The 20287-nt window shown below is 64.6% G+C and carries 18 protein-coding genes; 3 read left to right on the top strand and 15 right to left on the bottom strand.

Going from position 1 to position 20287, the window contains the following annotated elements; genetic code table 11:
• Positions 1-70 precede the first annotated feature (70 nt).
• The gene (locus tag M1E07_RS08100; protein WP_461190356.1) at positions 71-427 is read right to left on the bottom strand and encodes a LysM peptidoglycan-binding domain-containing protein; all 357 of its coding nucleotides are present in this window, start codon (positions 425-427) and stop codon (positions 71-73) included.
• A gap of 369 nt (positions 428-796) precedes the next feature.
• Here M1E07_RS08100 and lexA point away from each other — a divergent pair, with 369 nt between their 5' ends.
• Complete coding sequence (gene lexA, locus M1E07_RS08095; protein WP_461189731.1) at positions 797-1531, top strand: transcriptional repressor LexA; 735 nt, start codon at positions 797-799, stop codon at positions 1529-1531.
• 72 nt (positions 1532-1603) lie between these two features.
• Here the strand turns inward: lexA and M1E07_RS08090 are convergent, their stop codons facing one another.
• The gene (locus M1E07_RS08090; protein WP_461189730.1) at positions 1604-3661 is read right to left on the bottom strand and encodes an ATP-dependent DNA helicase; all 2058 of its coding nucleotides are present in this window, start codon (positions 3659-3661) and stop codon (positions 1604-1606) included.
• The gene (hflX, locus tag M1E07_RS08085) at positions 3654-5234 is read right to left on the bottom strand and encodes a GTPase HflX (RefSeq protein WP_461189729.1); all 1581 of its coding nucleotides are present in this window, start codon (positions 5232-5234) and stop codon (positions 3654-3656) included. The genes M1E07_RS08090 and hflX overlap by 8 nt, the downstream gene beginning before the upstream one ends.
• Before the next feature lie 427 nt (positions 5235-5661).
• Here hflX and M1E07_RS08080 point away from each other — a divergent pair, with 427 nt between their 5' ends.
• Entirely contained in the window at positions 5662-6285 is a 624-nt protein-coding gene (locus M1E07_RS08080) for a class I SAM-dependent methyltransferase (protein ID WP_461189728.1), read from the top strand.
• Here M1E07_RS08080 and dapF read toward each other — a convergent pair.
• The 6 genes from dapF to M1E07_RS08050 form a co-directional block, all read right to left on the bottom strand.
• Entirely contained in the window at positions 6257-7201 is a 945-nt protein-coding gene (gene dapF, locus M1E07_RS08075; protein ID WP_461189727.1) for a diaminopimelate epimerase, read from the bottom strand. The genes M1E07_RS08080 and dapF overlap by 29 nt on opposite strands.
• Positions 7202-7251: 50 nt before the next feature.
• Positions 7252-8148 (bottom strand): tRNA (adenosine(37)-N6)-dimethylallyltransferase MiaA, encoded by an 897-nt coding sequence (miaA, locus tag M1E07_RS08070; protein ID WP_461189726.1) that lies wholly within the window; start codon positions 8146-8148, stop codon positions 7252-7254.
• Positions 8149-8151: 3 nt separating this feature from the next.
• Complete coding sequence (gene miaB / locus M1E07_RS08065) at positions 8152-9729, bottom strand: tRNA (N6-isopentenyl adenosine(37)-C2)-methylthiotransferase MiaB (RefSeq protein ID WP_461189725.1); 1578 nt, start codon at positions 9727-9729, stop codon at positions 8152-8154.
• Positions 9730-9732: 3 nt separating this feature from the next.
• Positions 9733-10371, bottom strand: a complete 639-nt coding sequence (locus tag M1E07_RS08060) for a regulatory protein RecX (protein ID WP_461189724.1) — start codon at positions 10369-10371, stop codon at positions 9733-9735.
• Between the two features lie 3 nt (positions 10372-10374).
• Positions 10375-11430 (bottom strand): recombinase RecA, encoded by a 1056-nt coding sequence (gene recA / locus M1E07_RS08055; protein WP_307095599.1) that lies wholly within the window; start codon positions 11428-11430, stop codon positions 10375-10377.
• A 191-nt stretch (positions 11431-11621) separates the two neighbouring features.
• On the bottom strand, positions 11622-11846 hold the full coding sequence (locus M1E07_RS08050; protein ID WP_461189723.1) for a DUF3046 domain-containing protein: 225 nt from the start codon (positions 11844-11846) through the stop codon (positions 11622-11624).
• A 41-nt stretch (positions 11847-11887) separates the two neighbouring features.
• On the opposite strand from M1E07_RS08050, the gene M1E07_RS08045 reads away from it, so the two are divergent.
• A complete protein-coding gene (locus M1E07_RS08045) occupies positions 11888-12421 on the top strand; it encodes a MarR family winged helix-turn-helix transcriptional regulator (RefSeq protein ID WP_461189722.1) in 534 nt (177 codons plus the stop codon).
• Positions 12422-12571: 150 nt separating this feature from the next.
• On the opposite strand, the gene M1E07_RS08040 is transcribed toward M1E07_RS08045, so the two are convergent.
• The 6 genes from M1E07_RS08040 to dapA all read right to left on the bottom strand — a co-directional run bounded on the left by M1E07_RS08040 (position 12572) and on the right by dapA (position 20010).
• Complete coding sequence (locus tag M1E07_RS08040) at positions 12572-13024, bottom strand: helix-turn-helix domain-containing protein (protein WP_104042778.1); 453 nt, start codon at positions 13022-13024, stop codon at positions 12572-12574.
• Between the two features lie 150 nt (positions 13025-13174).
• Positions 13175-13669 carry a CinA family protein gene (locus tag M1E07_RS08035; protein ID WP_461189721.1) on the bottom strand — a complete coding sequence of 165 codons (495 nt, stop codon included), beginning with the start codon at positions 13667-13669 and terminating at the stop codon, positions 13175-13177.
• Positions 13666-14307 (bottom strand): CDP-diacylglycerol--glycerol-3-phosphate 3-phosphatidyltransferase, encoded by a 642-nt coding sequence (gene pgsA, locus M1E07_RS08030; RefSeq protein WP_461189720.1) that lies wholly within the window; start codon positions 14305-14307, stop codon positions 13666-13668. Before pgsA ends, M1E07_RS08035 begins: the two co-directional genes overlap by 4 nt.
• A gap of 23 nt (positions 14308-14330) precedes the next feature.
• On the bottom strand, positions 14331-17231 hold the full coding sequence (locus M1E07_RS08025) for an FtsK/SpoIIIE family DNA translocase (RefSeq protein ID WP_461189719.1): 2901 nt from the start codon (positions 17229-17231) through the stop codon (positions 14331-14333).
• A 137-nt stretch (positions 17232-17368) separates the two neighbouring features.
• Positions 17369-19060 (bottom strand): ribonuclease J, encoded by a 1692-nt coding sequence (locus tag M1E07_RS08020; RefSeq protein WP_461189718.1) that lies wholly within the window; start codon positions 19058-19060, stop codon positions 17369-17371.
• Between the two features lie 41 nt (positions 19061-19101).
• A complete protein-coding gene (gene dapA, locus M1E07_RS08015; protein ID WP_461189717.1) occupies positions 19102-20010 on the bottom strand; it encodes a 4-hydroxy-tetrahydrodipicolinate synthase in 909 nt (302 codons plus the stop codon).
• Positions 20011-20287: the final 277 nt, after the last annotated feature.

Raw genomic sequence — 20287 nt, 5'->3', positions numbered from 1 at the left:
GGCGGGGTTTTCATCGCCGACATTCCCAGCAGCATTTTCGGCGGGAGCGTTTCAACAGCGACTCCGGCTGCTACCGGGTGGGAACGTACAGCTGCTGCCCCGGCAGAACCGAGCCGGCGGTCAGGTTGTTGAGCTGGACGATGTCCGCCACAACGTCCCGTGCGTCCCGCTCCGGGGCGACGCTTCCGGCAATGGCCCACAGGGACTCCCCTGGCTGCACGGTAACGGTAACGGCTGGCGTAAAGGACAAGTCCGCTGCCGAATCGGAGGCCCTTGCCGGAGCGTTGAAGAAACCGGCCAGGGAGAGCAGCAGGGCCGCCAGCAGGACCAGGGGAATTCCGATCAGGACGATCTTCCCACGCCGGGTCAGACGCAGGGGCGGGAGGGGCGTACGACGCTCCGCCGGCCGCTGGTCCGGCCCGGACATGAGGTGATGCACCGAAAATGAATCCTGCGAAGCAGATGTTGCTGACATGACGTAGCCCTCCTGGACCGTTTTGTGCTGCCCGATGTCCACCTCCACACCCGCCGGCTTCTAAAACCCTTGGTCCGGGTCTTCGAATGCCTGCGCTCAGAGTAGAACAAATGTTCGAACTTTGCTTTTACAGTTTTAGCACCTATCAACGAACAATGTCGAGACTCGCTAGAACAAATGTTTGAAAAAGCAATGCGGCTGGCCTAGCTTTGAAGAAAAGAACAACCACTCGGAAGTTGATCAGCAGGGTCTGACAATTACGGCGTGAACTTCAGGTCCGGGCTACAAAAGTCCGGGGCAACCGAAAGGCATTGGGCGAATATGGCAGCAGCAGCCGCCGGGGGCAGGGCAACCTCCCAACCGAAGAAGAGCGCCAAGGGCCTGACGCCACGGCAGAAGAAAATCCTCGAGACCATCCAGCGCTCGGTCGTTGACAATGGGTATCCTCCGTCGATGCGGGAGATCGGGGACACCGTCGGCCTGGCGAGTCTGTCCAGCGTGACCCACCAGCTTTCGCAACTGGAAAAGCTTGGTTACCTCCGGCGCGACCCCAAGCGGCCGCGTGCCATGGAGGTGCTGATGCCGCTCACCCTGGATGGCGGTTCGCCCAAGCAGGCAGTTGAGCCGGCTCCTCTCCTGCCGGGCGGCAGCGGCAGCGTCACCGTGCTTCCCACGGCTATGGACACTGCCATGGTTCCCCTCGTGGGCCGGATCGCTGCCGGTGGTCCCATCCTGGCTGATCAGGTGGTGGAGGACGTGCTGCCGCTCCCCCGCCAGCTGGTGGGCCAGGGGGAACTGTTTATGCTCAAGGTTGCCGGTGATTCCATGGTGGACGCCGCTATTTGTGACGGCGACTGGGTGGTGGTCCGCCGTCAGGCGGACGCGGCCAACGGAGATATCGTTGCGGCGCTGCTGGATGATGAGGCCACCGTAAAAACCTTCCGCCAGCGCGACGGCCATACCTGGCTGCTTCCCCAGAACACCCAGTACGAGCCCATCCTTGGCGACCACGCCACCATCATGGGCAAAGTTGTGTCGGTGCTCCGCTCGCTCTAGGACGAGCCCAAGCGTCCGGGCCCTGGCGGCCGGGCCCTGGCGTCCGCGCCCAGGCCTTCCGGAGCGGCACGCTCAAACCTTTTCCTTGGCCAGCCTCTCCAGCGCCGCGATGGCCGTCTTCCTGTCCGTCGTGGACCAGAATGGCGGCAGGGCACCGCGCAGGAACCCGGCGTAGCGTTCGGTGGCCAGCCGGGAATCCAGCACCGCCACCACACCTTTGTCCCCGGTTGACCGGATCAGCCGTCCCGCACCCTGTGCGAGCCGGATCGCAGCGTGGGTGGCCGAGACTGACATAAAGCCGTTGCCTCCGGCCTGCGCCACCGCCCGGGACCGGGCGGTCATCAGGGGATCGTCGGGCCGGGGGAAAGGAATCCGGTCGATCACCACCAGGCGGCAGGACCCGCCGGGAACGTCCACGCCCTGCCACAGGGACATCGTGCCGAACAGGCAGGTGTCCGGTTCGTCGGCGAACTGCTTCACCAGGGCCGTCATGGTGGAGTCGCCCTGGCACAGGATGGTCATTCCCAGCTTTGGCCGCAGCGCCTCGGCCGCTTCTTCTGCCGCGCGCCGGGACGAAAACAGGCACAGTGCCCCGCCGTTCGAAGCCCTGACCAGGGCCTCCAGTTCGGCCAGTGATTCGGGGGACACTCCACGGCCGGGCTTGGGAAGGTGCCCGGCCACGTACAGGATGCCCTGCTTGGGATAGTCAAAGGGCGATCCGACATCAACACCGGTCCAGCTGGGCGCACCCTCGCCCACCAGCCCGAGTCCGCCTGCGGCGGGCTCAAAGGCCGACCCGATTGCCAGGGTGGCGGAAGTCAATACCACGGTGTGTCCCGCGAACAATCCCTCCCGCAATCGCCCCGCTACCGAGAGCGGAGCAATATTGATCAGCGCGGGCGCTGTCTCGTCGGGCTGGGAGTACCCCTGCTGGGGGTCAAAGGAACTGGCGCGGGAGAACCACACCACTTCCCGGTTCTCGCGGGCGGCGAGGAGCCGTTCGCAAAGTTCCAGGATGAGCATCAGCCGGGAGCGCGCGAGTTGCCGCCCGCCGTCGGCAGTGGTGCTGCTGTCCCCCTTGGAGTCTGAAAGCGCGGCCCGGCAGGCCTCACGCAACTGGTCCACGCAGTCCAGCTGCTCATCGTTGAGTCCATTGGGGAGCAGCCCGTTGGGAACTCCCGCGAGGGCAATTTCAAGGTTGGCAGCGGCCGCGTTCAACGCATCCACGGTGATGGCGGTGTGCTTGCGGGCGCCGGCGGCCGCAGCGTGGACCATGGCCACCGAGAGCTGTCCGGAGACAGCGCCGGTAACCCTGTCCTGCAGTTCGTGGGCCTCGTCAACCACAACGACGTCGTACTCCGGCAGCACAGCCAGGCCCTCAAAGGCGCTGACGGCGAGCATGGCGTGGTTGGTCACCACAACATCGGCTTCGGCGGCGTCTTGCCGCGCAAGCTCACTGAAGCACTCCGCTGCCATGGGACACTTCTGGGCGCCCAAGCATTCCATCGACGTGACGGAGACCTGCCGCCAGGCCCGGTCGGTGACGCCGGGCAGGAGCTCGTCGCGGTCCCCGGTGGTGGTTTTTTCGGCCCATTCCCGCAGGCGGACCACTTCCTTGCCCAGCTGGGAGGCCGGGCCGCCCACAGACGCAGCAAAGTGCGGGACGCTGGTGTCCTCGCCGAGCGAAAACAGCTGGCCCTCTGCGGGCTCTTCGGAGGGAAACCCGCCTTCGAGTTTATGGACGCAGACGTAGTTGGACCGGCCTTTGACCAAGGCTACTTTCACCGGCCGGTCCAGGGCCGGGGTAATGGTCTTCAGGAGCCGCGGAATGTCCCTGCCCACAATCTGTGTCTGCAGGGCAAGCGTTGCGGTGGACACCAGGGCAGGCTTGTCGCTCTCCAGTGCGTGGGCTATCAGGGGTATCAGGTACGCCAGCGACTTGCCGGTACCCGTTCCGGCCTGAACCAGCAGGTGGTCGCCGGTTTCAATGGCCCGGGCCACCTGCCTGGCCATCTCATGTTGTCCGCTGCGGCTTTGGCCGCCCATGCCGGCAACGGCGCGGTCGAGCAGCTCGATCACGAACTGCTCGCCGGCCGTGCCTGTGGCTTCGTCAGCCACGAGGTCAGTCATTGCTGACGAATGGTTCCAGTTCAGCCGCGAGGCCTTCCCGGACTTTAACAACTGCCCGGGTACCGGCTTCATCATGGTCAACGCTGATGATCTCGGCGTCGGACTCGTGCAGCTTGCTGATCAGGTCCCCACGGTCGTACGGAATCAGCAGTTCGAGCTTGACCGACGGACGCGGAATCGCCTCGCTGATCGCCTGCAGCAGCTCGGGGATGCCCTCCCCCGTGCGCGCCGAGACCACAACGTGCCGCGCTTCGCGCTGCTTCAGCCGTTCCACCACAAAAGGATCGGCAGCGTCAGCCTTGTTAAGGACGATGATCTCCGGCACCTTGCGGGCGTCCACTTCGCTGAAGACCTTGCGGACTGCAGCGATCTGGCCCTCGGGGTCCGGGTGTGAAACGTCCACCACGTGCAGGATCAGATCGGAGTCCGCCACCTCCTCGAGGGTGGAGCGGAACGCCTCCACCAGCTGAGTGGGCAGCGAGCGGACAAAACCGACGGTATCCGCCAGCGTGTAGCCGAGACCGTCAGCAGTTTCGGCCTTCCGGACCGTGGGATCAAGAGTGGCGAACAGTGCGTTCTCCACCAGCACCCCGGCGTCCGTCAGGCGGTTCAGAAGCGAGGATTTGCCGGCATTGGTGTACCCGGCGATTGCCACGGAGGGCACTTCATTACGACGACGGTTGGCGCGTTTCGTCTCGCGGGCAGGCTTCATGGCGGCAATCTCGCGCCTGAGCTTGGCCATGCGGGTACGGATCCTTCGGCGGTCCAGCTCGATCTTCGTCTCACCGGGACCACGCGAGCCCATACCGGCCGCTGCGCCACCCACCTGGCCACCGGCCTGGCGGGACATCGATTCGCCCCAGCCGCGGAGGCGCGGCAGGAGGTACTCGAGCTGCGCCAGCTCCACCTGCGCCTTGCCTTCCCGGCTCTTTGCATGCTGGGCGAAGATGTCCAGGATCAGCCCCGTCCGGTCAATCACCTTGACCTTGACGATGTCCTCAAGCCCACGGCGCTGGGATGGAGCCAGCTCGGCGTCCACCACGACGGTGTCCGCGCCGGTGGACATTACGATGTCCTTCAGTTCCAGCGCTTTGCCTGAGCCCAGGAAGGTGCCCGGATCCGGCTTGTCACGGCGCTGCACGAGTCCGTCCAAAACCTCCGAACCTGCTGTTTCGGCGAGGGCGGCAAGTTCACGCAGCGAGTTTTCTGCGTCTGCGAGGGTTCCCTCCGACCATATGCCGGCGAGGACTACGCGTTCCAGGCGAAGCTGGCGGTACTCGACTTCGGTGACGTCTTCCAGTTCCGTGGAAAGGCCTGCCGTGCGGCGCAGGGCGCGCCGTTCCTCGAGGTCCTGCTGGTCGCCGTCGTACGTTGAATGTTCTTCATCCAGGCGGGATATGGCCTGGGCCTTGCCCAGCACACCCTTCCCGTCGCCGCGGCTGGCATCGCCGGCCGTGCTGACGCTCTTGGCCGGTACGTCCTTGGAGAGAATCCGGTCGATCACGGCCTGGATTTCCTCAGGGCTCATGTCCTGGGCGGCTGGATCGGATCCGGTGTTGGGCTGGCTGGTCATGGTCTCCTTTGAAGATTCGGCATTTCCAGAATAGTGCCGATTGCTGGTGCTTGGGGAAGTATTCGCGCTGGGCTGACGGCCTGCGGTCATGCGGTTCTCCTGGTTTGTTTCGCCGGGCCGGGGAAACGGGACGGCGGTGGCAGCCACATCCAGGGGAGGTGGCGAAGTTGTTAGGAGCCGGAGAATCGGCGAAAGAGACAGCGGGAAGCTGACCTTCGAATATTGTCCGGCGGCCGGAACAGACGCGCGTGCGTGGTCCGGTGCACTGTGCGGAAGGCTTGATGCCTGCGTCGCTGTGGGACATGGCTGCGGGACGGGCAAGGCCCGTGCCGGCTACTCGAAGATCAGGAACATGGGTTCAACCCTAGCAGAGGAGCAAAGGGCGAAGTTTCACTTTACGCTGCAAGGGGAACTACTCTGGCGAGTTATGGAGTCCGCACACTATTTCAGCGCATCCCCCGCCGGCCCGTTCACGCGAAAGCCCCTTACGGTTGACCTTGCGGGGGAAACGCGCAGGCTGCAGACCTCCTCGGGCATCTTCAGCCCGGACGGGATCGACAAGGGAACCGCTGTGCTCCTCGCCGAGGTTCCCGCACCCGCGCCTACCGGGAACCTGCTCGACATCGGCTGCGGCTGGGGTCCGCTTGCGCTCACCATGGCACTGCGGGCGCCGCACTCCCGCGTTTACGCCGTGGATGTGAATGAACGGTGCGTCACGCTCACCAACGAGAACGCGGCTGCACTGGGCCTGTCCAACGTGGTGGCCAGTACCCCCGATGCTGTGGATCCGGACGTGCGTTTCGACACCATATGGTCGAACCCGCCCATCAGGATCGGCAAGGATGAACTGCACTCGCTCCTGAAGCTGTGGCTGCCGCGCCTGGCACCGGGGGGAACTGCGTGGCTGGTGGTGCAGAAGAACCTGGGCTCGGACTCGCTTCAGCGCTGGCTGGCGGCTGAACTGGATGAGTCCTTCAGGGTGAGCCGGGAATCGACGTCCAAGTCATTCCGAATCCTGAAGGTCAGGAAAGCGTCCCTGTTGCCACAATAACGGCGGGCCCACTGAGCTCCACGTGTTCATGTCCCCCGGGGCCGGCGAAGAATTTGACGCCCACCACGCCCCCTGGGACGTGCACCTGCCACGTGTCGGGCGCTTCGGCCCCTGCCCAGTGCCTGATGGCCACGGCTGCGGCGCAGGCACCCGTTCCGCATGATTGCGTTTCCCCTACTCCCCGTTCGTGCACGCGCATGGTGATCGACCCAATGCCGTCGTGCACCAGTGGTTCGGAGGGAACCACGAACTCCACGTTGGTGCCGTTGGCCGGTACCGGGTCAACCGCGGGTGCGGTAAAGAGGCGGGTGCCTGCGAGTTCCGAAAGTTCCGCGAGGGCAACCACGGTGTGGGGGTTGCCCATGCTGACGGACAACGCGGGGCGGGGAACTTCCAGTCCATCCGCTGTGACCAGCGAATCCATCGCCTTGGCGGTTGCCTCACCGGGGAAGATAAACTCCCACGGGCCCATGTCGACGGCGTAGTCCTCACCGGTCCGTACGACGGTTTTTGCCCCGCCGCGGGTGCCGATGGTGAGCGCGCCGCCGTCGGGCAGGTCCACCAGGCCCTCGGTGCGGAGGAAGTGGACGAAGACCCGGACGCCGTTGCCGCACATTTCGGACAGCGATCCGTCGCCGTTGCGGTAATCCATGAACCATGCGGCGTCGGGGGCAGCGGCCAGCAGTTCCCGGCCCTCGGGCAGGAAGCGCGACGGAACGGCGCGGATCAGTCCGTCTGCGCCAATGCCGCGGTGGCGGTCGCAGAGCGCTGCAACCTGTTCCGCCGCTATGGTCTGCATGCCCTCGGGATCGGCAACCAGGACAAAATCGTTGCCGGTGCCGTGCCCCTTGGAGAAGCGGAGCCCGCCCAGTGTACGGAAGGCGTGCTCTGTTGTCGCGGCAAGGGTTGCGTTCATGTCTCAAGGGTACCGGCCGGGCCCAGCGCGCCCGAAACGTGGCTACGTGCTTACCGGCTGAGTGCCGTTGCAGCGGATACCAGGTGCGGATCCTGCCAGTCGAGCCACCTGATCCTCGGATCGGCACGGAACCAAGTCAGCTGGCGGCGGGCGAACTGACGGGTGGCCACGATTGTCTCCTCGGCAGCGTCGGGGACTGTTGACACGCCGTCGATGACCCGCAGGAACTGCGAGTAGCCCAGGGCGCGGGGCGCTGTTTTGCCTTGCCGGAGCCCCTGCTCTTCAAGCCGCTCCACCTCGGCCAGCAGGCCGTTCTCCACCATCCGGCGCACCCGGTGGGCAAGACGGTCGCGGAGCTGGTCGCGGTCAACAGTGAGGCCTATCTGCACTGCGGGCTGGACGTACTCGCGCTGCGGCATGAAGGAGCTGAACGGCCGGCCGGTGAGTTGATGGACCTCCAGGGCACGGATGATGCGTCTGTCGTCCGAGAGCCTGCCGGCAGAGACTGGGTCAACGGTCCGGAGCCTGGCCATCAGTGCGCCACTGCCATGGGCCGCCAGCTCATCCTCAAGCTGCTGCCGCAGGCGCGGGTCCGTGCCCGGAAATTCAAGGACGTCCAGGACAGCTCGAACGTACAGGCCTGAGCCGCCTGCGAGAATGGCGCGCTTGCCGCGTGCGTGGATGTCCGCGATAACGTCACGCGCCTGCCGCTGGAACTGGGAGACGCTGGCTTCATCAGTGACGTCCAGGATGTCCAGGAGGTGGTGCGGCACTCCCCTGCGTTCGGCCATTGTGATTTTCGCTGTGCCGATGTCCATGCCGCGGTAGAACTGCATGGCATCGGCGTTGATGACTTCGCCGTCCAGTTCAAGGGCGAGGCCAACTGCGAGGTCGGACTTACCGGAACCCGTGGGACCGACGACGGCGATAACCGGCGGAGAGCCCATGGGTCAGCGGCTGCGGACTGGCAGCGAAGGCATCCCGAGGGAAACGCCGCCCCGGCCGTTGGCAGTACCCGGTGCGGGTGCTCCGCAGGAATCTGCCTGGGACCTGTCCCAGGCGTCACCGGCACGTGAACGGCGCACGCTGTATTCCTCGAGGGTGGGATCGGCGACGAGGTGGAAGGAGGCGGCCTCGGTGATGGTGACGGTGACGAGGTCGCCCGGGCGCGGCGCAGTGGCACCATCGGGTACGGAGAAATGCACCAGCCGTTGGTCCTGGGAGCGTCCGGACAGCCTGTGGGTTTCTCCCGCTTTGCGGCCTGACTGGGCGGTGACCATGACCTCCACCCGACGGCCGAGCTGTTTCCGGTTTTCTTCCGCCGCGATCCGGTCCTGCAGGGCGGTGAGCCGCTCGAAACGCTCCTGCACCACGGCTTTCGGCAGCTGGTCCGGCAGGTCCGCTGCCGGCGTGCCAGGGCGCTTGGAGTACTGGAAAGTAAAGGCCGTCGCGAACCGGGACTGTTCCACGACGTCCAGGGTTGCCTGGAAGTCCTCCTCGGTTTCACCCGGGAAACCGACGATGATGTCGGTGGAAATGGCGGCAAAGGGAATCTTTTCCCGGACCTTTTCCAAAATGCCAAGGAACTTCGTGGACCGGTAGGACCGCCTCATGTCCTTCAGGACCTTGTCCGACCCCGACTGCAGCGGCATGTGCAACTGCGGCATCACGTTGGGTGTTTCCGCCATGGCATCGATGACGTCGTCCGTAAAAGCGGCAGGGTGCGGACTGGTGAATCGAACCCGTTCCAGGCCCTCGATCTCCCCGCACGCGCGCAGGAGTTTCGAAAAGGCCTGCCGGTCACCGAACTCCACGCCATAGGAATTGACGTTCTGGCCCAGGAGGGTCACTTCGATGGCACCGTCATCAACCAGGGCCTGAATTTCCGCGAGGATGTCCCCGGGCCGACGGTCCTTCTCTTTACCGCGCAGGGCCGGAACGATGCAGAACGTGCAGGTGTTGTTGCAGCCCACCGAGATGGAAACCCAGCCCGAGTACACGGAGTCGCGCTTGGTGGGCAGCGTGGACGGGAAAACGTCCAGGGATTCCAGGATCTCCAGCTGTGCCTCATCGTTGTGCCGGGCCCTGTCCAGCAGGGCGGGCAAAGCGCCGACATTGTGGGTACCGAAGACGGCGTCCACCCAGGGCGCCTTCTTCAGGATGGTTTCCCGGTCCTTCTGCGCCAGGCAACCGCCGACGGCGATCTGCATACCGGGGTTGGCTGCCTTGACGGGGGCGAGGATGCCGAGGTTGCCGTAGAGCTTGTTGTCAGCGTTCTCGCGGACGGCGCAGGTGTTGAACACCACCACGTCCGCCTGCGCACCATCTGCCGGCACGTAGCCCGCGTCCTCCAGCATGCCCGCCATGCGCTCTGAATCGTGGACGTTCATCTGGCAGCCGAAGGTCCGCACCTCATAGGTACGGGCCTTCCCCTGGCCGGGTTCCGGCGCAGGGGCAGGCTGGGCCACGGCACTGGACCCTGAAGACGTGTTGGTGCCGGAAAGTGGGGAAGGAATGGTCAAACTCACCTGTTAAGGGTACCGGCTCAGTGGCTGATCGTTGTCGGGAGCAGCGTGGGCTTCCAGGACCTCGGTGACGATGCGGAACGCCTGGGAGGGCTGGTAGCCCTTGCGGGCAAGCATGGACGCCAGCCGGCGCGTCACTTTGTCCCGCTCCATTTTGTCCCCCAGCTCGGTCCCGGGACGCAGCTTCCGCTCCACCAAGCCTCTTGCGGCAGCTTCCTCGTCAGCGTCGGAGAGCTGCTCGAGTGCTGCGGCGGCGGTTTCCTGGTCCACGCCCTTCTCCGCGAGTTCCCGCCGGAGCGCCCCCTTCGCCAGCTTCCGGGACTGCGACCGGCTCCGCACCCACATGTCTGCGAATTCGGCGTCATTGATAAGCCGCGCTTCCTGAAATTTGTCCAGCACCGCCTCGGCAACGTCCTCCGGGACATTCCGCTCGGCGAGCTTGCGGGCAAGTTGGAGCCTGCTTTTCGCCGATGCTGCGAGTTGCCGGTACACGATGGCCTGGGCGACGGAAACGGGATCCGGTTCAAGATCATCGCCAACCGGCGAGCCGGGCTCGGGGCCGTCCTGGAAGTCGTTCGAATACGAAGCAGCGCGCCGCCCGCCGGTTCTGGCCCGGCGGGGACGCGCACGTTCAGCACTGGTCAACGGCTAGAACCCGTCAACGGCTTTCAGCTTCGGCGAGTCCTTGGACTCGGGCTCCGCCGGCTTCACGCCAACACCGAGCTTTTCCTTGATCAGGCGCTCAAGCTCGGCGGCCAGTTCGGGGTTGTCGCGGAGGAACCTGCGTGAGTTCTCCATGCCCTGGCCCAGCTGGTCGCCGTCATAGGTAAACCAGGAGCCGGACTTCTTGATGATGCCGTGTTCCACGCCCATGTCGATGATGCCGCCCTCGCGGGAGATGCCCTGGCCGTAGATGATGTCGAACTCTGCGATCTTGAAGGGCGGGGCCATCTTGTTCTTGACGATCTTGGCCTTGGTACGGTTACCGACCGAGTCCGCGCCTTCCTTGAGGGTCTGGATGCGGCGCACGTCAATACGGATGGAGGCATAGAACTTCAGCGCCTTACCACCGGTGGTGGTTTCGGGGGAACCGAAGAAGACGCCGATCTTTTCGCGGAGCTGGTTGATAAAGATCGCCGTCGTTTTTGTCTGGCTCAGGCGCCCGGTGATTTTACGCAGGGCCTGGCTCATGAGGCGGGCCTGGAGGCCTACGTGGCTGTCGCCCATGTCGCCTTCGATTTCAGCGCGGGGCACCAGGGCGGCGACGGAGTCGATGACGATGACGTCCAGGGAGCCTGAGCCCACCAGCATGTCCATGATCTCCAGCGCCTGTTCACCTGTGTCCGGCTGGGAAACCAGGAGCGCATCAGTGTCCACGCCGAGCTTGGCAGCGTATTCAGGATCGAGTGCATGCTCGGCGTCAATGAACGCAGCGATGCCGCCCTGGCGCTGCGCGTTTGCCACAGCGTGGAGCGCCACGGTGGTCTTACCGGAGGATTCCGGACCGTAGATTTCTACGACGCGGCCACGGGGCAGGCCGCCAATTCCCAAAGCAACGTCCAACGCAATGGAACCGGTAGGGATGACCTCGATCGGGGCCCGGACTTCGTCCCCGAGCCGCATGACCGAGCCTTTACCGAACTGCTTGTCGATCTGGGCCAGCGCTGCTTCGAGCGCTTTTGCACGATCCGGGGCTGCCGCCATGGTTCACACCTCTAATGCTTTCTCGCTTTGGAGTGGCCTCAGGGGCCGTTTATTGGTCATCTCTGACGCTAATGGGACCCACTGACATTCCGGCCTGATGACGGCGGCTATGTGGAAAACCCCTTGGGAAAAGCATAGCTTTACCCGAACAGGTATTCGAACAAGCGTGCGGCGTGTCAGGAGAAAACCGCTTATTCCACCCGCGGTTTGATGTCCCGGCCGAGGCGTCTCTCGGCGGGAACGTCCTGTACATCACAGACCGCCAGCCACACCTTTCGCGGCTCCACGCCCGCGGCCAGTGCCTGGTCCGCGGTGCGCCCGCCCACCCCGGCAAGAACCAGGGTGTTGCTGAGGACCCGGGAGTACCCGGCGCCAAATTCGTCGTCCATGAGTCGCCAATAGTCGCTGATTCGCACCAGAAAAGTCTCTCACGATCCGGCACCCTAGAATTGTTGCCATGAGCAACTCCCCCGCTGTCCCGCCCGCGCACGGCCGCGAAGACGACGCCACCGTGGACGCCGCGCTGCAGAACGTCGAACATCAGATCAGCCTTTTCTGGCGGCGCGCAAGGGCCATCTCCAACCAACTCTCCCGCCAGGTCCACCCGGACATGGAACCTGCAGCCTACGGCCTGCTGACGGTCATCCGGCGGGAGGGTCCCATCCGGCTTACTGACCTGGCGATGAATATCGGCGTAGGCAAACCCTCCGTGAGCCGGCAGATCGCTTTTTTGGAAAGCATCGGGCTGGTGTCCAAGGAGGCTGACCCGCTCGATGGGCGGGCCCAGGCCATCCGGCTGACCCCCAAGGGGGAGGAAAAGATGCACCAGGTCCAGGATGCCCGGCGGCAGGTCTTCCGGGAACGCCTGGGTGAATGGCCGGTGGAGGACCTGCAGGAACTGGCCCGGTTTATGTCCAAGCTGAACTCCACGTACGAGCGCGACGGTTTCCCGCATGACGGCCCGCCGGCCCCCGCCGCTTCCGGGGACTAGCAGGACAGGACTACCAGCGCAGGACAAACAGTAATGGACCAGCAGGGCAGGAAGGCCAAGCCCCGAAAGAAATGGCCAGACACAACTGAAGCCCCCGGCATACCGCCGGAGGCTTCATTAGTTGCAGGGCCACCTGTGGTGGATCAGCCCTTAGCGGGCGCCTGAGAACAGGCCCGTTGAAAGTTCGTCGTTGAGTTCATTGTTAAGGTCACGATCGAGATCACGGCCGTAACGCTGGGAGAATTCCTGGGGTACGGTGTCCGGAACGGCAACGCCTTCGGCAACTGCCACACGGTCACTGACCTCACGAAGCATGCTGGACAACGGGACGTCCAGGGCCGAGCAGATCGAGGAAAGCAACTCGGAGGATGCTTCCTTCTGGCCGCGCTCCACTTCACTCAGGTAGCCCAAGGAGACACGGGCGCTGTGCGAAACTTCACGGAGCGTGCGCCCCTGACGCTGGCGAACATCGCGCAGGACATCACCGATTTCGTGACGAAGTACAACCATCTTGCGCTCCTTCTGTTCGCTCTTAGCCTGATCGGCGAGGCCCACATCCTTCCAGCGGACAACGCCGTTTACGGATACGGGCTGCTTTACCATCTGTATCGCCTTGCTCCTCTTAGTCGATTCGCCGTAGTGCGAACCATAGTGGTGGTTTTATCCTAGGCGCCTCCGCTCTCCGGAAGCGACACAATGTAATAACTAATCGGTACCGCCTTTTGTTCCCACCAACTTTACAGGCGGGTAACTTCAGGAGGCCAGTGCTTCCAGGAGCCTTTCCAGGGCAGCCCCGCATGCCTGTCCGCGGATTTCGGCCCGGCTCCCCGAGAACAAATACCCAAACCCTGTTGTTCCCGCAGCCGTAGCTATACCGATATATACCGTTCCCACGGGCTTTCCATCGTGTGCGTCCGGTCCGGCTACTCCGGTGGTAGAGATACCGATATCGGCGCCAAGGGTGGTCCGGGCACCGGCTGCCATGGCGGCGGCAACGTCGCTGTCAACGGATCCAACGTTGGCCAGGAGTTCCGGGGATACCTGCAGGACGTTTTCCTTGACGGAGTTCTGGTAGGCCACCACGCCGCCCTGCAGCATTCCGGAAGCTCCCGCGGTGTCGGCGAGGACGGCCGAGACCATGCCGGCAGTCAGCGACTCTGCCGTAGCGACCGTGCGGCTCAGCTCCAGCGCCCTGCTGACGGCCTGCTCTGACAGGTGGTGAAGTGACAGGTGGTGAAGGTTTGTCATGGCTGGTCCTGCCCGTTGGCCGTTCCCTGCAGCTTCCCCTTGGACCGCAGGCGCAGCGCCTCGACAACGTACTCGACGCCGGTCCATACGGTGATCAGCACGGCCACCATCATCACGGCGAACGCCACCCAGCCAAGCCAGGGCGCTATGGCTGCCAGCGGCAGGAGGTACAGGAAAATGGCGGCGGTTTGGACGACCGTTTTGAGTTTGCCGCCGCGCGACGCGGGGATGACACCGTAGCGGATAACAAAGAACCGCAGGGCGGTGATGCCCCATTCACGGACCAGGACCACCAGGGTGACCCACCAGGGCAGTTCGCCAAGTACGGACAGCATCACCAGTGCGGAACCGATGAGCAGCTTGTCCGCGATGGGATCGGCAATCTTGCCGAAGTCGGTCACGAGATTCCGGCTCCTGGCGATGTCGCCGTCGAGCTTGTCTGTGTAGATTGCGACGGCGAATGCCGCCGCCGCTGCCCAGCGCCAGGGCCCTGCCTCGCTGTGCAGGCCCGGCGCGTCCAGGATCAGGAACCAGACGAAGAACGGCACCAGCGCGATGCGGAGCATGGTCAGGATATTGGGAAGGTTCCAGACCCCGGCACGGCCCGGGCCGGCGGCGGTTGCATCGGTGCTAGTCACCTCTCTAGGCTACATTCTTTGGGCTAGCGCCCGGTCAGGGACCAGGCGTCTTCAGAACCCTCTTCGTCGTCATAGCCGCCCGGCGGGGAATCAGAGCCGTCGTAATATTCGACGTTCTGCTTCCGCTGGTCCAGGTCCGCAGCCACCAGGTCCTCGGCGTAGCCGCCCCGGGCGATGTTGGCGTTGGCGTTGTCGCTGAGGGCTGCGGTCTGCGCGTCCGGCGCCTTCGGCGCCTCCCAGCCCTTCATCGCCGCGAGGACGGGCGCCAAATCGTCCGGCTTCACCAAGACATCGCGGGCCTTCGAACCTTCGGAGGGGCCCACCACTCCCCGTGATTCGAGCAGGTCCATCAGGCGCCCGGCTTTGGCGAAACCAACCCGCAGCTTGCGCTGCAGCATGGACGTGGAACCGAATTGCGTGGTGACCACAAGTTCGGTGGCCTGCAACAGCACCTCGAGGTCGTCCCCGATGTCGTCGTCGATCTGTTTCTTGGGCGCGTCGACGGCGACATCCTCACGGTAGGTCGCCTGGAGCTGTCCCTTGACGTGCTCAACCACCTTGTGGATTTCCGACTCCGTGACCCAGGCGCCCTGGACGCGCATGGCCTTGGAAGCACCCATGGGCAGGAAGAGTGCATCGCCCTGGCCAATGAGCTTTTCCGCGCCCGGCTGGTCAAGGACCACGCGGGAGTCGGTGACGGAGGACGTGGCAAAAGCCATCCTGGAGGGAACGTTGGCCTTGATCAGGCCGGTGACGACGTCTACGGACGGCCGCTGGGTGGCCAGGACCAAATGGATGCCGGCGGCGCGGGCAAGCTGGGTAATGCGGACGATCGAGTCTTCGACGTCGCGCGGCGCCACCATCATGAGGTCGGCGAGCTCGTCCACGATCACCAGCAGGTAGGGGTAGGGGCGGATGACGCGCTTGGAGTCGACCGGCGGCTGGACCTTGCCGGCGCGGACGGCCTTGTTGAAGTCATCAATGTGCTTGAAGCCGTAATTGGCGAGGTCGTCATATCGGGCGTCCATCTCGCGGACCACCCACTGGAGCGCCTCCGCTGCCTTCTTGGGGTTGGTGATGATGGGCGTAATGAGGTGCGGGACGCCCTCGTAGGCGGTGAGTTCCACGCGTTTGGGGTCCACCATCACCATGCGCACCTCGTCCGGGGTGGAACGCATGAGGATGGACGTGATCATGGAGTTCACGAAGGAGGACTTACCGGCACCGGTGGCGCCGGCCACCAGCAGGTGGGGCATCTTGGCGAGGTTGGCCACCACGTAGCCGCCTTCAACGTCCTTGCCCACACCCATGACCATGGGGTGGTCGGTGCGGCGGGCGTTCTGGCTGCGCAGCACGTCGCCCAGGGAAACAGTTTCGCGGTCCGTGTTGGGGATCTCGATGCCGATGGCGGACTTGCCCGGAATGGGGCTCAGGATCCGCACGTCGCTGGAGGCCACGGCGTAGGAGATGTTCTTGGACAGCGCCGTAACCCGTTCCACCTTGGTTCCCGGCGCCAGCTCAATCTCGTACCGGGTGACGGTGGGGCCGCGGCTGAAGCCGGTCACGGTGGCATCGACGTTGAACTGCTGAAGGGTGTCGGTCAGGGCCGCGACGACGGCGTCATTGGCCTCCGTGCGCTCCTTGGGGATTGAGCCGGGGGTCAGGTAGTCCGAGGCAGGGAGCGTGTACGTCACGTCGCCGGCGAGGGACAACTGCTCGGTCCGCTGCGGGATGGGTACGGGCGGCGGAGCCGGAGCCACAGGGGTGGAAGGCACGGTGGGTGCCGCTGAACCGGCCTGGCCGGAGGCGGACATGCCCGGGGTGATCATCGGGATGGCTTCGGTGGCGTTCTCCGCCGGCGACGCGGAAGCAGCGGCGCCCAGCCCCTGGGCCGCCTTGATCTTCTCGACGGCGATCTCCGCCTGGGTGGGGCGCCGTACTCCCGGGGCGGGGCTCGGCGGCTGCGGCTCTTCGTCGTCGTCGATGACGGCATGCTCGAAGGCTTCGTCGCCCACATAGCCTTCCAGGCCGGTGTCGGCGTCCTCGTCCTTGCCGAACAGCCGGCGTTTCTTCTTCCTGGGCGCGGCAGGAGTGGTCCGTTCAAGGTAGCTGCGGTCGTGGCGGTCCCTGTCCTGTTCCTCGTCCAGGAGGTCGATGCCCATGAGGTGCTCGTAGGCACCGCGCAGCCGCCGTGGGATGGCGGCGAACGGAGTGGCGGTGATGATGAGCAGGGAGACGAAGGCCAGGAGCCCGTAGAGCACCAGCGGGACGGCCGGATGGATGGCGGCCAGTGGCGAGGCGCCCAGGAATCCCAGCATTCCGCCGGCCTGGCGGAGCCCGTCAAAACCTTGGGCGACGGTGGGCTGGCCGCCCAGGACGTGGGCCAGGCCGCAGCCGGCAAAGGTCATGATGAGGAAGCCGATGCCTACCCTGTTGTTGCCCCGCCCGTCGGAGGGACGGCGGAAGAGCCGGAAGGCGCACACAAAGAGCATCAGTGGGAGCAGCAGTGAGATCCAGCCGAACGTACCGTTCACCACGCTGTAGACGGCGTCCGGAAACCAGCCGGTGAGGCCCCACCAGGCGAAGGTGGCGATGAAGACGCCCAGTGCCAGGTTGAAGAGGGCAGCGCCGTCGCGGCGCTGCTCAGCCGGAAGGTCGCTGACGTCATGGCCAATGCGCCGCACTCCCCCGCCGACGAGGTGTCCAATGCCCAGCCACGCTCCGCCCACTATCCGCATCAGCCAGGGCTGGTGCTGTTCGACGGCGGGAAGCTGGCGGGTCCGGGCCGTACCGGAGCTCCCGGTGCGTCCGGACTTGGCTGCTGTGGTTTTCGCTGCCGTAGAGCCGGAACCGCGGCCGCCGGATTTGCTGCCGGAGCTGGCCCTGCTTGAACCATTGGGCGCGGAAGTAGTACGAGTGGCCATACCAGCCACGGTACCGGAAATCCGCCTGCGGTCCGGGGATTTGAGGGCCGGACGGTCCCGGTTCGGACCGCTTAAACACATCCGGCCCGTACTCCCCGTCCAAGCGGGGCAGTACGGGCCGGAGCCGGCAGCGGCTGTTACGCCTCGAGCACCACGGGGATGATCATGGGCTTGCGGCGGAGCTTGCGGTTGACCCAGGTGCCCACCACGCGGCGGACTACCTGCTGCAGCTGGTGGGTGGTATGGTCCGTCCGGTTCAGCACGGCTTCTTCCAGGGCTGCGTTGATCTTGGGGATGATCTCGTCGAACACGGCATCGTCCTCGGCCACGCCGCGGGCGTGGATCTCCGGCCCGGACACCACCTTGCCGGTAGCGCGGTGGATCACCGTGATGATGGAGATGAAGCCTTCATCGCCCAGGGTCTGGCGGTCCTTGAGGTCGGCCTCGGTGACCTCGCCAACGCTGGATCCATCCACGTAGACGAAGCCTACTTCGACCTGGCCCACGACGTCTGCCCGGTGGTCCTTGAGATCAATTACGGTGCCGTTGTCGGCGAGGATAACGCTCGCTTCCGGGACACCGGATTCGATGGCGATCCTGCCGTTGGCAATCAGGTGGCGGGTTTCACCGTGCACCGGCATGGCGTTGAGCGGTTCCAGGATGTTGTAGCAGTACAGAAGTTCGCCCGCCGCGGCGTGCCCGGAGACGTGCACCTTGGCGTTGCCCTTGTGGATCACGTCGGCGCCCAGCTTGAGCAGTCCGTTGATGATCCGGAAGACGGCGTTTTCATTTCCCGGGATGAGGCTGGACGCGAGGATGACGGTGTCTCCGTCGCCCACCACCACGCGGTGGTCGCCGTTTGCCATGCGGGACAGGGCGGCCATCGGCTCCCCCTGGGAACCGGTGGACATCAGCACCACGCGGTTGTCCGGCAGGTTATCGATGTTCTTGATGTCCACGATGAGGCCCGGCGGGACATCCAGGTAGCCCAGCTTCTCCGCGATGGCCATGTTCCTGACCATTGAACGGCCGACGAAGGCCACCTTGCGGTTGTGCTTCGCGGCTGCGTCCAGGACCTGCTGGACCCGGTGCACGTGGGATGAGAACGATGCAACGATGATCCGCTTGGTTGCCTGGCCAAAGAGGCGCTCCAGCGTGGGGCCGATTTCCTTCTCCGCGGTGGTGAAACCGGGAACGTCTGCGTTGGTGGAATCCGACATAAAGAGGTCCACGCCCTCTTCGCCGAGCTTGGCGAAGTGCCGCAGGTCGGTGATGCGGCCATCAAGGGGAAGCTGGTCCATTTTGAAGTCGCCCGTGTGCAGGACGGTGCCGCCTGCGGTGCGGATGAACACCGCGAGGGCGTCGGGAATCGAGTGGTTGACAGCCACGAACTCGCATTCGAAGGGGCCGAACTTCTCCACCTGGCCTTCCTCGACGGTGAGGGTGTAGGGCCGGATGCGGTGCTCCTGCAGCTTCGCCTCGATCAGGGCAAGCGTCAGCTGCGAGCCCACCAGCGGGATGTCATTGCGGAGGCGCAGCAGGTACGGAACAGCGCCGATGTGGTCCTCGTGCCCGTGGGTGAGGACAACAGCCACGATGTCGTCCATCCGGTTCTCTATATAGGAGAAGTCGGGCAGGATGAGGTCGACGCCGGGCTGGGTTTCCTCAGGGAAGAGGACGCCGCAGTCCACGATCAGCAGTTTGCCGTCGATTTCGAACACGGCCATGTTCCGGCCGATCTCCCCGAGTCCGCCAAGCGGAACGATCCGCAGCGTGCCCTGCGGCAGGCGCGGAGGGGTGACAAGGCCGGTTAGGGCGATTTGGGTCATATTGCACTACTTTCCAGGCGGAAGGGTGCCGGTCTCAGCCCTCAGGAAAAGACCAGCCCCGCTTCCGCCAAATCCCCGCGGATGATTTCGATCTCGGCTTCGTCCGGCTCCACGAGGGGCAAGCGGACAATCGAGTTGGGCAGGACTCCCTGCCATTTAAGAATCTGTTTGGCCGCGACGGCCCCCTGGACCCTGGTCATGGTGGCGCGGACCACGGGCTGAAGCTCAAAGTTGATCTTCCGCGCGGTTTCGAGGTCGTTGGCGTTGACCGCATCGATGAGGTCGCGGAACTGGCGGGTTGCCACATGCGTGGTGACGCCGACAAGGCCTACGGCGCCCAATGCCATCCAAGGGAGGGTCAGTCCGTCGTCGCCCGAGTAGAAGAGCAGATCAGTTTCTGCCATAACGCGGGTGGCCGCAACGAAATCGGCCTTGGCGTCCTTGACGGCCACGATGTTGGGGTGCTGCGCCAGGCGGATCATGGTTTCGGGTTCGATCGCGATCGAGGACCGGCCGGGGATGTCGTACAGCATCACGGGCACATCAGCGGCGGTGGCGATGGCCTCGAAGTGTGCGCGAAGGCCGGACTGGCTGGGCTTGTTGTAGTACGGCGTCACCAGCAGGATGCCATCGACGCCGAGGGCTGCCGCCTGCTGGGAGAGGTGCACTGAGTGGGCAGTGTCATTGGTGCCGGTGCCGGCGATGATTGCCGCCCGGCCCCCAACTGCTTCTTTGACGGCACGGAACATGCCGAGGTTCTCTTCGTCAGTGAGGGTGGAGGTTTCACCCGTGGTTCCGGTGACCACCAGGCCATCGCAGCCGTCATCCACCAGCTTGCCCGCCAGTTCCGCTGCCTGCTGGTAATCCACCGTGCCGTCCTTGGTGAACGGCGTGACCATGGCGGTCAGGAGGGTGCCAAGGGCAGGGATGCGCGCGGAAGTGTCAGCCATGGAAAAAACGTTACCCTGTCTCCGGCTGGTTAGGACAATAGGAACGGCGTGATGAACGTCAAATACCGGATTCTCCCCCCGACGTTCCTTGTTGGCCGGCGGTATTGTCCGAGGCGGCTTCGCTGCAGGACGCAGGGAACAATTTCCGTGCGGGTTCCCGCTGCCTGCTTCAGCAGGTAGCTGTCCGCGCCCCAAAAGCCGCACGATTCTCCCAAGGGGCTGCCGCCCAGGTTGGCGAGCAACGTGAACATCCCGGTGTCCAGCCGCCCGAAGCCAC

Source organism: Arthrobacter sp. Z4-13, from assembly GCF_054792705.1.
The sequence above is the reverse complement of the archived record's forward strand: the minus strand, read 5'-3'. Positions and strand labels throughout refer to the sequence as shown.